This is a genomic window from Sphingomonas sp. 77B (assembly GCF_056497825.1).
Map to the genome: position 1 here is coordinate 3625352 of NZ_JBWMBY010000001.1, position 13162 is coordinate 3638513.

At 67.3% G+C, this 13162-nt stretch carries 7 protein-coding genes; all 7 read right to left on the reverse strand.

Annotation, left to right across the window (positions count from 1 at the left end):
• Nucleotides 1-13 precede the first annotated feature (13 nt).
• Nucleotides 14-2326, reverse strand: a complete 2313-nt coding sequence (locus tag AC1GI4_RS17025; RefSeq protein WP_479630295.1) for a GH92 family glycosyl hydrolase — start codon at nucleotides 2324-2326, stop codon at nucleotides 14-16.
• Nucleotides 2323-3747 carry a glycoside hydrolase family 125 protein gene (locus tag AC1GI4_RS17030; RefSeq protein WP_479630296.1) on the reverse strand — a complete coding sequence of 475 codons (1425 nt, stop codon included), beginning with the start codon at nucleotides 3745-3747 and terminating at the stop codon, nucleotides 2323-2325. The genes AC1GI4_RS17025 and AC1GI4_RS17030 overlap by 4 nt, the downstream gene beginning before the upstream one ends.
• Complete coding sequence (locus AC1GI4_RS17035) at nucleotides 3744-6260, reverse strand: glycoside hydrolase family 3 N-terminal domain-containing protein (RefSeq protein WP_479630297.1); 2517 nt, start codon at nucleotides 6258-6260, stop codon at nucleotides 3744-3746. Before AC1GI4_RS17035 ends, AC1GI4_RS17030 begins: the two co-directional genes overlap by 4 nt.
• A complete protein-coding gene (locus AC1GI4_RS17040) occupies nucleotides 6257-8842 on the reverse strand; it encodes a beta-mannosidase (protein ID WP_479630298.1) in 2586 nt (861 codons plus the stop codon). Before AC1GI4_RS17040 ends, AC1GI4_RS17035 begins: the two co-directional genes overlap by 4 nt.
• Nucleotides 8843-9136: 294 nt before the next feature.
• Nucleotides 9137-10129, reverse strand: a complete 993-nt coding sequence (locus AC1GI4_RS17045; RefSeq protein WP_479630299.1) for a DUF3667 domain-containing protein — start codon at nucleotides 10127-10129, stop codon at nucleotides 9137-9139.
• A gap of 75 nt (nucleotides 10130-10204) precedes the next feature.
• The gene (locus AC1GI4_RS17050; RefSeq protein ID WP_479630301.1) at nucleotides 10205-11836 is read right to left on the reverse strand and encodes a Na+/H+ antiporter; all 1632 of its coding nucleotides are present in this window, start codon (nucleotides 11834-11836) and stop codon (nucleotides 10205-10207) included.
• A gap of 295 nt (nucleotides 11837-12131) precedes the next feature.
• Nucleotides 12132-13160: a glycosyltransferase family 4 protein gene (locus AC1GI4_RS17055; protein WP_479630302.1), complete on the reverse strand. Its 1029-nt coding sequence runs from the start codon at nucleotides 13158-13160 to the stop codon at nucleotides 12132-12134.
• Between the last annotated feature and the right edge of the window lie 2 nt (nucleotides 13161-13162).

Below are 13162 nucleotides of genomic sequence, written 5' to 3' on the forward strand. Positions count from 1 at the left end.
GCTCCGGGAGGGATCAGGCGGGCAGGTGGTCGAAGGACGGCGGGCGATCCTTGGGATCGCGGCCAAAGGCGGGATTGGGCTTGGCGCCCATGGTGAAGGACAGGGTGCCGCCCTTCGCCAGGGTGGCATGGTCGATCCAGCTCTTGGTCCAGGGGCGACCATTCCAGGTCACCGACTGGATATAGGGCGTATCCGGGCCATTGCCTTTCGCCTCCACGACCAGCGTCTTGTTGCCCCCGACCGTCAGTTGCGCCCGGTCAAACAGCGGTCCGCCGAAGACATAGGCGCCGCTGACCGGATCGACCGGATAGAAACCGAGCGCGGAGAAGAGGAACCACGCGCTCATCTGGCCGCAATCGTCATTGCCAATGATGCCGTCGGGCGCATTCTTGTACATCTCGGTCAGCAGGCGGCGGACCATCCTTTGCGTCTTCCAGGGCGCGCCGACATAGGCGTAGAGATAGGCCGCATGCTGGTCCGGCTCGTTACCATGCGCATACTGGCCGACCAGCCCGGAAATATCCGGCGGCGCGTTCTTCGGGAGCGTCGATGGCGCGCTGAACAGCTCATCCAGCTTCGCCTCGAACTTCGCGTCGCCGCCCATGTGGCGGATCAGGCCGTAGACGTCATGCTGGTTCAGGAAAGTCGCCTGCCAGCCATTCGCCTCGGTATAGTCGCGCCACCAGGGCTTGGGCATGTGGCCGAGCTGGACGGGGTCGTAATCCTTCCACCAGCTGCCGTCGCTGAACCGGGGGCGGGCAAAGCCGATCGAGCCGTCGATGACGTTGCGCCAGTTGCCCGAGCGCTTGCGCAGCCGATCGGCCTGTGCCGTCTGGCCCACGGCCTTCGCGATGTGCGACGCGGCCCAGTCGTCATAAGCATATTCCTGCGTCCGGCTGACGCTTTCCCACCAGATGTCGGCGGGGACATAGCCCTTGGCATCGTACAGGTCGCGGCCCTTGGAGTTGTCCATGTCGGGCGCGGAGAAGTCGAAGCTGCGCTTGGCGATGCCCGGCCAGGCGGCGGCGTAATCGGCGGGGATGCCCTTCACCATCGCCTCGGCCATGATCGGCGTGCCGTGCCAGCCGATCATGATCCCCGTCTCCTTGCCCTGCAGCGTCCAGACCGGCGGGCCATAGGCGCTTTGCTGCGTCTGGCGGATCATGTCGTCGATCAGCTTCTTGGCCTGGGCGGGCTGGGTCAGGATCAGCCAGGGATGGAGTGCCCGGTAGGTGTCCCAGGTTGAGAAGGTGCTATAGGCGAACTGTCCGGCGGGGGCGGTGTGCACCTGTCCGTCCAGCCCGACATAGCGGCCGTTCACGTCGGAGAAGAGCGTCGGCGCGACGAGCGTGTGGTAATTGGCAGAGGCCAAGATCGCCTGCTGGTCCGGCGTTCCGCCCTCGACCCGGACACCGCCCAGCGTCTCGGCCCAGCGCGTCATGGCGGCGCGGCGGGTGCGGTCGAAGTCCCAATGCATGGCCTCGGCGGCGAGGTTCGCCTTCGCGCCCGCCACATCGACCGCCGAAATGCCGCAGCGGATCAACAGCGGCGCGTCGCCCAGCTCGTCGAAGAACAGCGCGGCCTTCAGCCGGTTGCCCTTGACGTCGGTGCCGGGGGTTGGCGCGTCGCCATCGCCGTAAAGCTGGATGCGAGCAGGCTTTTTCGACAATTGCATCGCAAAGAAGATGCGCCGCCCCTTGGCCCAGCGGAACACACGGCGGGTGCCGGTGATCGTGCCGTCGGGGTCGACGGTGATCTCGGCATCGGTGATGAGTGGCTTCTCGTCGCTCTTGTCGAGGACCAGATGCGACAGGTCGATCAGGACATGGCCCGGTCCCTTCGGATAGGTGTAGCGGTGCCAGCCAGTCCGCTCGGTCACGGTCAGTTCGGCCAGAACGCCGGACTCCAGCTTGACGCGGTAATAGCCGGGCTGGGCCTGTTCATCCGAATAGCGCTGGCGATAACCCGCATCGGGGTCCGACAGCGGCCCCGGCACCAGCTTCAGCGCGCCCCGCGTCGGCACGACCAGCACGTCGAGCATGTCGCCGATGCCCGTGCCCGACAGGTGCGTATGGCTGAACCCCATGATCGAGCCGTCGCCATGGTGATAGCCCGAACAGGTGTCCCAGCGCTCGACATCGGTATCGGGGCTGAGTTGCACCATGCCGAAGGGCATGACCGCGCCGGGATAGGTATGGCCGTCGCCGCCCGTCCCGACGAACAGATTGGGACGCGCGACCGGCATCGGCACGGCGGCGCTCAGGCCCCCGATCGGCAGGCTGGCAAGCGCGGTCCCGGCGAGGAGTGAGCGGCGGGTCAAAATCATGCGAACGTCTCCCGCAAAACCTCCGGCCGGGTGGCCGCGACATGGACGATCAGCTCGCCGAACAGGCCATTGGCCCAGGCGAACCAGTCGCGTGTGAACTTGGTGGGATCGTTGATATCGACCCCTTCGTGAATGAAGCCGGTACCGCCCTGCGATCCGCGCAACATCGACAGGCTGTTGCGCAGCAGCGCGGGATCGGTCGAGGTCAGCGCGCGGACGATGATCGACATCGGCCAGACCTGACCCGGCCCGGTATGCGGGCCGCCGATGCCGGTCAGTGCCTTGCCCTCGAAATACCAGGGATTGTCCTTGCTCCAGCACGCCGCGACTGTCCGCTGCCACAGCGGGTCGGCTGGGTCGACGCAACCCAAATAGGCCATACCGGACAGCGAGGGCACATTGGCGTCGTCCATGAAGACGGCATTGCCATAGCCATCGACCTCGAACGCCCAGACGCGCTCGCCGCTCGGCAGGGTCATCGTGCCGAACTGCTTGAGCGCCGCCTCGACCTCGGCGGCCAGTGCGGTGGCGTCCTGCGCCAATGCGGGTTCCCCGACCGCGCTCGACAGCGCGGCGAGTTCACGCAGCGTCGTCATCGCGAACAGGTTGGCGGGCACGAACTGGCTGTAGAGACAGGCATCGTCCGAGGGGCGGAAGCCCGAATGGATCATGCCGTTGGCACGCGTCGGCAGGCCGTAACCGCGATAGAGCGTCTCGGTCGGCTCGGGTGCGGAGCGGCGGAAGCGATAGGGGCCCAGGCCGTCCTTGCGCTGCTGCTCGCTAAAGGTCTTGACGATCAAGCGGGCCGAGGCCTTCCATTCGGCATCGAACGGCGTCACGTCGCCCGTCTCGCGCCAATAGCCGTACGCCAACCGGATCGCATAGCAGAGCGAGTCGATCTCCCATTTCCGCTCGGCGACGCCGGGCTTCATCTCGGTATCGTCGTGCAACGCCCAGCTGAGGTTCGTCTTGGCGGCCGGGTCCTGCATGAAGGCGTTCGCGTAAGGGTCGATCAGGATCGACCGCGCCTGCCGCCCGATCAGCCCGCGGAACAGCCGCCCCAGCGCCGGATCGCGCTTCACCAGATGGAGGTAGGGCCGCAACTGCGCCGCCGAGTCCCGCAGCCACAGGCACGGGATGTCGCCGGTGATGACGAAGGCATCGGGCTTGCCGTTCACCTCGCCCAGCGACAGCACGGTGGTGTCGAGGGTGTTGGGATAGCAATTGCCGAACATCCACCGGAGCGTCGGATCGGCAATCAGCTTCGAGACGCGGGTGATCTCCGCCTCGACCGCCTTGGACACGAAACGGCGTTCGGCGACCGGCGGGCGCTTGCTGATAAGCGACGGCGCGGCGGCGAAGGCGGGGGCAGCGGCGAGTGCGGCGCCCCCGGCGATCAGTTCTCGACGGTTCGGGGTCATTTGGGCAGGTCCTGCGGCTGGCCGGTCACGGTGAACTGGGTCCATTGCCCCGCACCGTCACCCGGCTGGCCACCGCCGATATAGAGCTTGTAGGTGCCCGGCAGGATGCGGCGGGTGCCGTCTCGCCACACCTGGCTCATCATGCGCGGATCGATGGTGAAGCGTGCGGTGCCCGCCTGGCCGGGCTTGAGCGCCACGCGGGTGAAGCCGACCAGCTGGCGTTGCAGCACCGGGTCGGTCAGCACCAGCGTCTCGCCGGTCGCGGGCGGGACCAGATAGGCCTGCGTCACTTCCTCACCGGCACGCTGGCCGATATTGCGAAGCTGCACCGCGACATCGACCGGCTGGCCGACCGCGACGCTGGCGGTGATGGTCGGCTGGCCATAGTCGAACTTCGTGTAGCTCAGGCCGTGCCCGAAGCCCCAGGCGGGCTTGCCGGTGAAGTAGCGATAGGTCCGCTCCTTCATGCCGTAATCGGCAAAGGCGGGCAGGTCGGCGGTCGAGTGATAGATGGTGACCGGCAGGCGACCCGACGGGTTCACGTCACCGGCCAGGATCTCGGCCAGTGCGGTGCCGCCCTCGGCCCCCGGATAGAAGGCCGCCAGCGTCGCGGCGGGCTTGATATCGCCCAGCGACACCGCCGAGCCGGATACGATGACCGCAACCACCGGCTTGCCGGTCGCCTGAAGCGCGGTCAGCAGGTTGCGCTGCGGCTCGGGCAGGACGATTTCGGTGCGATCGCCGCCCGCGAAGCCGGGGACCGAGACGCCCAGCGCCTCGCCCTCCAGATCGGGCGACAGGCCGACGACCGCGACCAGCACGTCGGCGGTCCCGGCGACCTTCAGCGCCTCGGCGGTCAGGGCCTCGGCGGGGGGAAGCCATTGCAGGCGGAAGCCCTCGTCGCCGCCCTTATGATCGATCTCGACGCGGATGCGGCGCGGGGCCGAACCGTCGATGGTGGTCTCCAGCTTCTTGCCGCCGATCACGTCGTCCACGACCAGCTGGTCGTCGATATAGAGCTTCACCGCGTCATGCGCGGGGCAGGCGTGCCAGCATGCGGGGCCGTCGAGGCGCAGGCGATACTGGCCCGGCCCCGGCGGGGTCAGCGTGCCGGTCCAGCGACGCTGGAAGGGCGCCGTCCGGGTATAGTTGAAGTCGATGCGGCGATCCTGACCCGCGACCGACCACTGGCCGTTGGCGCCCATCGTCTCGACCGTCAGGCCCGTCTTGCCGTTCGCCGACAACGCGGTTTCGGGGACGACCACGAATGCGCCTTCGGCCAGCACCGACCCTTGCGCATAGCGGACATCGCGGCCGAACTTCGCGCGGATGCCGTCGAGCGGCGTGACCGGGTTGATCGCGGTGCCGTGATAATTGCCCTCCAGCACGCCCAGATCATCGGCATCCGCGCCGAACACGGCGAGCTTCTTGCCTTTGAGCGGCAGCAGGTCGTTCGGATTGTCGAGCAGGATGATGCCCTTGCGCGCCGTCTCCAGCGCCAGGGCGCGATTGGCGGGGGTTCCGAGCTGGCTGGGCTTGATTGCGTTCCACGGGGAGTCGACCGTCAGCATCCGCCGCACCGCCAGCGCCCGCGCCAGCGCGGTGTCGATCTCGGCTTCGGTGATGAGGCCGCGCTTCAGCGCCTCGGGCAGCGAGCGATAGGCGTTGCCGCAATTCAGGTCGGTCCCCGCGCGCAGCGCCGCGGCGGCGGCGGCGGGGGCATCGGGCTGGGCATGGTGGAACATCCAGATATTGCCGACCGCGTCGCAGTCCGACACGACAAGGCCGTTGAAACCCCAGTCGGTGCGCAGTCGCTGGGTCAGCAGCATCGGGTTGGCGCAGACCGGCGTGCCGTGGATCGCGTTATAGGCGCACATCAGCGACAGCGCCTTGCCCTCGGTCACCGTCGCGCGGAAGGCGGGAAGGTAGGTCGCCTCCAGATCGCGCGGGGACACCATCACGTCGAAACTGTCGCGCCCGCCCTCGGGACCGGAATGGACCGCCATATGCTTGACGGTCGCAATGACCTTCGGATGCTTCAGGTCCGGGCCCTGAAGGCCGCGCACGAAGGCGATGCCGATGCGGCTGGTGAGATAGGGGTCCTCGCCATAGGTTTCCTGGCCCCGGCCCCAGCGCGGATCGCGGAAGATGTTGATGTTGGGCGACCAGATGGTCAGCCCCTGATACAGCCCGCGATCGGCGTTCAGCGGACGGGCATTGAACTTCGCCCGCGCCTCGGTCGCGACGACGTCGCCGACCTTCTGGATCAGCGCGGGGTCCCAGGTTGCGGCCATGCCCATCGCCTGCGGGAAGACGGTCGACGGCCCGTTGCGCGCGATGCCGTGAAGACCCTCGCTCCACCAGTCATAGGCGGGCAGGTTCAGCGCGGGCTCGGCCGGGGCCTCGTTGACCAGCTGCGCCGCCTTCTGCGCGACGGACAGCGTCTGCGCTTCCGGGGGAAGGGCGGGGGTGGCGGCCTGACCGGCGGCGGCGAGGAGGAGGAACGGGATCACTGGGCGTCCTTCGGACCAAGGGTGTAGATTTTCATTTCGCGCGCCAGGGTGGCGGCGTCCGCGTCGCTCTGGATGGTGAGCGTGATGCTCTCACCGGGCAACAGGTCGAAACCGTCATCGGACGGCTCGGCGGCGGTGATGCCGAAATTGACCTGCACCTGCCGCGCGAGGTTGCGCGCGGTTAGCGTCAACTGCTTGCCCGCCCAGCGCGCGGTAATGCCCGGTACGGGGTAGAGCATGTCGCGCGGCACTTTCCGCTCGACGATCTGGCGGGCGATGACTTTGTCGCCGTCGAACAGCTCGGCGACGGCGTAGCTGCTCTCCGGCGCGGCCCCGGCGAACAGCGTGGCGTCGGGGATCGTCGCGACATCGCTGGCCGAGGCGGCGGCCATGGTCACGCTGCCGCTTTGCGAGCCCAGCTTGTGGCCGTCCATGCCGTATCCGGTGACGCGCCAGCCGAGCGGCTTGGGCGCTGTGGCGTCGGAGATCAGCGCGATGCGCGTCGCACCGGGCTTGGTTTCCGCCACGATCGTCTGGGGCGCGAAGAAGCGCCGCGCCTCGTGCTGGAGCATCTTGTCATGGCCGGTCCAGTCGATGCTCGACCAGCTGATCGCGGGCCAGCTGTCGTTGAGCTGCCAGTAGAGCGAACCCAGCGTCACCGGGCGGCAGGCGCGGTGATGGCGTGCGGCGAGGCCGATGGCACGCGCCTGCATCGCCTGGGACAGATAGACCAGATCGGCAAAGTCGCGCGGATCGCGCAGATTCTGCTTCAGGTAGAAGGTGATGCGGTCATTGCCTTCACCGCTCAGGAACTTCTGGTGCGCCTTCATCACCGGGCTGTCGATGCGGAAATCCGCCGGGTCGGCGAAGGTCGCGATGGTCGACAGGTCGGGAAAGGCCTGGAAGCCATATTCAGACATGAAGCGCGGGCAGCTGTCGGTATAGCGCTCGACCGGCTTGGAGCCCGACCAGACGTCCCAGAAATGGCGGTCGCCATTCTTGTCGGTGTCGGTCGGCCCCTCATAATCGGTCGAGGGCGAGCCCGGCCAATAGGGGATGCCGGGCGAGTATTTGACGACCGCATCGCGCAACACGCGGTCGAACAGCACGGCCATGCCGGTCCCGATCCGCTCCTGCTCGTCCGGGCCGACCGCCTTCTTGAACGCCTTGCGATCCGACCAGTTTTCCCAGCCCGACAGCACTTCGTTATTGCCCGCCCAGATGACGAGCGAGGGATGCGATTGCAGGCGCGCGACCTGCTCCTCGGCTTCGATCCGGACATTCTCGCGGAACTTGGCGTCGGGGGGCGTGACCGCGCCGCCGAACATGAAATCCTGCCAGACCATCAGGCCCAGTTCGTCGGCGGCGTCGTAGAAGCTGTGCTCGGGATAATAGCCGCCGCCCCAGATGCGGACCATGTTCATGTTGGCGGCGGCGGCCTTCTCGAGCAGCGCGCGCTCGGTCTCGGCGCGGACGCGTGCGGGGAAGGCGTCGAAGGGGATGACGTTGCTGCCCTTGGCGAAGATCACGTTGCCGTTGATCTTCAGGCCGAAGCTGCCGTCCTTGCGTACCAACTCGACCGTGCGCAGGCCGGTGCGCTTTTCGACCGTTTCCGCGCCCGCCAGCGCGGCGTTGACCGTATAGAGCGGATGCGCGCCGAAGCCGACCGGCTGCCAGCGCTGAGGGCGGGTGATCGAAACGGGGACGACCACGTCATTCTCGCCCGGCTGGAGCGCGACGTCGCGACGCACCCGGATGCGCTTTCCGTCGGGGCCGGTGACGGTGACGTCCATACGTCCGGTCTGCGCACGATCCGCGACGACCGAGGCGCGGGCGAGGATGCGCGCCTCGGCATCGGTCAGCGCCTCCTGCTCGATACCGAGGTTGTCGATACGCGCGGCGTCCCATGCCTCCAGCCGGGCGGGGCGCCAGATGCCGATATCGACGATGCGCGGCGCCCAGTCCCAGCCATATTGGTATTTGGGTTTACGGATATAGGGCGAGGTCTGAACGCCCTTGGGCTCGTCGCCATAGGGCGAGTCATATTCACCGGGCAGTGGGTGCTTCTCGGCCAGCACCATCGGCTGGAGCGCCTTGATCGGCGAGGCGAAGGTGACGACGATCTCGTTCGCGCCGATCTTTAACAGCGGCTTGGCGTCGCCTCGCCAGCGGCGATGGGCGTTGTCCGCCGAGAGCAGGGGCTGGCCGTTCACGCTGACGGTCGCGAAGGTGTCGAGCCCGTCGAACACCAGGTCCAGGTGATCGCGGCGAAGCATCTCGGGCGTGACGTTGAGTGTCGTGCGATACTGCCACCCGGTCAGGCCCGCCCATTGGATCGGGGCCTCGTTCGCGCCCTTATAAGGATCGGGGACGATCTTCGCGGCGATCAGGTCCTGCTGCACACTGCCCGGCACCGTTGCCGTCAGCCAGTTCGCGGCTTGCGGGTGCGCGCTGGCGGCGGCGGCGTCCTTCGGGTCGATCCGAACCTGCCAGCGGTCGAGCGTCGCCACCGTCTTGGGCGCGGCCAAAGCGGGGAAGGGCAGGGCGAGCGCGGCCAGAATCAGACCGAGACGATGTTTCACAGCGATTTCCCCGAAAACGACCGCGCTGCCTCGGGTCGGGCCGACCTTAAGCAGGATGCAGGACTATGGCTTTGACGAGACCGGGGCGCACGGCGCGGACGCGCGGCGATGGCGGGGCATGTCCCCGATCGCGCCAGGCTCTTTCTCGCCATCCGTCACCCCCGTCATCCACCGGCTTGTCGTGCGCCGGTATTCTCATGGTATGTTTTGGTATCATGGCGCGATGAACGGGGGGCGTCCACCCATTTTCTGGGCCGATCGCCTATCCCGCTGGGCCTGCAATGCTTTGATACGTCAATGCGCCATCCCCAGCGCCAACAGGCCGATGATCCAGATCAACAACACCGTTGCCGCCATCACCGATACGACCAGCGTCATCAGCAGGCCTGACACCCGTCCGAGGCGATAGGCCCCGCGCAGCTGGAGGAACAGATGGATGGGAAAGGCGAGCATCAACAGCGCGACGCCGTGCAGATGCGCCAGTTTCGTCCACAAGAGCATCACGACCATCAGCAGGCTGACGAAGCTGAGCGAATAGGTGACGAACACCGCATGGTCAAACATCGCCAGCCCGCGCTTCCAGAGGAAGAACAGCCACATGAACGGCATCGACAACAGGATCAGCGCCCAAGAGAATTTATAGCCGTTCGCTTCCATCTTGAAGAGGAGGAACTCCGGATCGCGAATGGCGTGGACGATCTTGGCGTCGAGCGATTTCCAGCCGGTGATGACCTGTTCGTGATGCTCGCCATCGCCCGCTTTTGTCTCTTGCCCGCCACCCATCGCCATGGCGGTGAAGTCCATGCTGCGCCTCTGCTCGACCAGCGTCCGGCGTTCCTTGTCGAGGGCGGCGGTATCACGCTTCGCCGCAATGGCCGTGGCGCGCTCGCGATCAATACCGGCGATGCGCTGGTCGACCTTGGCGACTTCCGCGCGCAGCTCGGTCGCGGCTTCCCAGCTGCCGGGGGGATGGAAGGTGCCGAAACCGCCCAGCACCGAATAGGCGATGTACAGCAGGAAAACGCTGAACAGATACAGCGCCAAAGGCGACAGGAAGCGCCGCCGCTCGCCCGCGATATAGCGGCGCGTGAGCTCGCCGGGCCGGGTGACGAGCATCGCCATCGTCCGCCAGACCTGCCCCTCGATATGCAGGACGCCGTGGCTGAAATCATGCCACCAGGCGCCCAGCGTGCGGTGGATATGCGACGACTGGCCGCAGGCATGGCAATAATGGCCGACCAACGCCGTCCCGCAATTCAGACAGGCTTTCGCCTCCGCTCCCTGCATCTCACCCCCTTTGTCGATGCCGACCCCATTGACGAGACACGACAATTCGCGACCCGACGCAAGGCCAAAGATGGCTCAGCTTTGTGCGGACAGGCGGGTGTCGACCAGATCCAGCTCGCGGCCCAGTCGCTGTGCCGTGTCCGACCCGATGGCGCGCGTATTGAGCAGCTCGAACACGACCCGCCGCTCGGCGCGGATCGCGGCCAGGCGCATGCGGCGCTCCACCTCTTCGAAACGGCGGGCATCGGGATCGAAGTCGCCTTCGAGCGTGTCGATCCGGCTGCGATAGCCGTCCATCAGGCGCGACGCGATCTCGACATATTGGTCGGCATCGTCGCGCCCTTCGGCCATTTCGTGCTGGAGCCGTTCCAGCTCGGCAATGGCCGCCTTGGCGGCGGCGACTCGGGTGTGGTCCAACTCGCTCATGCCGTCCTGGACGGGCAAAGCGAGTCCGCGCAGCAGCAGCGGCAGGGTGAGGCTGGCGATGACCAGCGAGGACAGGATGACGCCGCACGCCAGGAAGATCACCAGATCGCGCGCCGGAAAGGGCGTGCCGTCGCCCAGCGTCAGCGGCAGGGTCAGCGCACCCGCCAATGTGATGGCCCCGCGCGCGCCCGCCACCGACATGGCGGTGATGACCCGGCGCGGCGGGCTGGCGCGGCCCGGCGTGCCGCGCTGCCGGAACAGGGTCAGCCGCAGCGCCACCCAGGTCCAGGCGAAGCGAAGCGCCGCCAGCCCCGCCACGATCGCCAGCACATAAAGGCTCAGCCACCACAGAGAGGCATGGCCGGTCAGCATCACCGTGTCGCGTGCGCCCGCGAACACCTGCGGCAATTGCTCGCCCAGAAGCACGAAGATGATGCCGTTCAGCGTGAATTGCAGCATGTCCCACACCGCCTGGCGCCGGATGCGGGTGGCGGCCTTCACCCCCGACGAGACGTTGGTGAAGGACATGGCGATGCCCGCCGCCGCTGCGGCCAGCACGCCCGAGCTTTCGACATGCTCGGCAACCAGATAGGCGGCGAACGGGATCAGCAGGCTGACCAGGATGTTCGATCCGCTGTCGTCGCCGAACCGCCGCGCGAACAGGCTCTTGGTGGTGATCGTGCCCCAGGCGATGGCGACGCCCAGCCCGACGCCCGACACCGCCATCCACGCAAAGGTCAGCCCGGCCTGGGTCAGCGAAAAGGCGCCGGTCAGCGCGGCGGCGACCGCGAAGCGCAGGCAGACCAGGCCCGAGGCGTCGTTGAGCAGCGACTCCCCCTCCAATATGTGCATCATCCGCTTGGGGATCGGCACCTTCTGCGCGATGGCGGACACCGCAATCGGATCGGTCGGCGACACCACGGCGGCGAGCGCGAAGGCGACCGCATAGGGCATGGCGGGGATCATCCAGTGGATGAACAGCCCCATGCCCAGCACCGTCAGGAACACCAGTCCCAGCGCCAGCCCCAGGATCGCCCCCGCGTCGCGAAACAGCTCGTCCTTCGGAATGCGCCAGCCGTCCAGAAAGAGGAGAGGCGGCACGAAGAGCAGAAAGAAGATTTCGGGGTTCAGTTCGACCCGGATCTGGGCGATCCCGCCAAGCACCGCGCCGAGGGCGATCTGGACGAGCGGACGGGGAAGCGCGGAGGGCAGCAGGCGGGATAGAACCCCGCTCAACACCACGGCGAGGAGCAGGAACAGGCTGAGCGTAACGATGTCCAATCGGGGACCTTTCGGGTGCAGCGGTTGGAGTGGCCGTGGCGACGAGGCGGCACGACCGGCATAAATGCGACTGGTGGGGCAGGACCGACACGAATCGCGAAGCCGGAGCATGACATGCGGGGCAAGGGGCGTTCAACCCGTTAAACGGGTTTTGTGGGCTGATCGGTGTCCCGAACCATTCCTCCCCTGCAAGGGGAGGTGGCAGGGCAAAGCCCTGACGGAGGGGTGTAACCCTCTCGAGAGCGGGACACCCCTCCGACGCGCTACGCGCCACCTCCCCTTGCAGGGGAGGATCTTATGCCGCTGCGCGCAGGTTCCGGTCGATCGGCGCGAGGGCGGAGAGGAACTGTTCGGCGCTCGCCCGCCACGAAAAGCCTTGCCCGTAAGCCGCGCACGCTCCCCGATCGAGCGTCAGCGCGGCGGCGATCGCGCGGTCCAGCGCTTCGTCCATCACCCCGACTTCCGGGCTCAGCACGTCGAGCGGCCCCTGCACCGGCAAGGCGGCGACGGGCGTGCCGCAGGCGAGCGCCTCGATCATCACCAGCCCGAACGTGTCGGTACGGCTGGGAAAGACGAAGACGTCCGCCGCGCGGTAGATGGCGGCCAAATCCTCGCCGAACTTTGCGCCGAGGAAGTGAACGTCGGGATATTGTTCCGCCAGCGCCGCACGGGCCGGGCCGTCGCCGACCACGACCTTGGTGCCGGGCGTGCGCGTTGCCAGAAAATTCGCAATATTCTTCTCGACCGCGACGCGGCCCGCGTAAAGCTGTACCGGGCCGGGCAGGCCCGCGACCGTCGCGTCGCGCGGGCCGTCGGCGCGGAACAGCGTGGTGTCGACGCCGCGTCCCCAATGGCGGTTCTGCGGCAGGCCATGCGCGGCCAAGGTCGCCGCCACGCTGGGGGTCGAGGCCAGGATCGCGGTGGAGGGGGCGTGGAACCAGCGGACATAGCGCCAGACGAATTCGGGGTTGACCGCCTTCACCCGCGCCGCGACATAATCGGGGAATTGTGTGTGATAGGCGGTGGTGAAGGGCAGGCCACGGCCCAGGCACCAGCGCCGCGCCAGCAGGCCCAGCGGGCCTTCGGTGGCGATGTGCACCGCATCGGGTCCAAACCCGCTGAGCGCTCGCCCGACCGCGCCGGGGGCGGGCAAGGCGAGGCGGATTTCGGGATAGCTGGGGCAGGGGATCGAGGCGAACAGGTCGGGCGACAGAACGCTGACCTCATGGTCCATTGCGCGCAGCTCGGCCGTCACCGATTGCAGGGTGCGGACCACGCCATTGACCTGGGGGCTCCAGGCGTCGGTGACGATCGCGATCCGCATCG

Bases quoted from the DNA above. Each gene is read 5' to 3' on its own strand.
- AC1GI4_RS17025 (WP_479630295.1), bottom strand. From the start codon at position 2,326: ATGATTTTGACCCGCCGCTCACTCCTCGCCGGGACCGCGCTTGCCAGC.
- AC1GI4_RS17030 (WP_479630296.1), bottom strand. From the start codon at position 3,747: ATGACCCCGAACCGTCGAGAACTGATCGCCGGGGGCGCCGCACTCGCC.
- AC1GI4_RS17045 (WP_479630299.1), bottom strand. From the start codon at position 10,129: ATGCAGGGAGCGGAGGCGAAAGCCTGTCTGAATTGCGGGACGGCGTTG.
- AC1GI4_RS17055 (WP_479630302.1), bottom strand. From the start codon at position 13,160: ATGCGGATCGCGATCGTCACCGACGCCTGGAGCCCCCAGGTCAATGGC.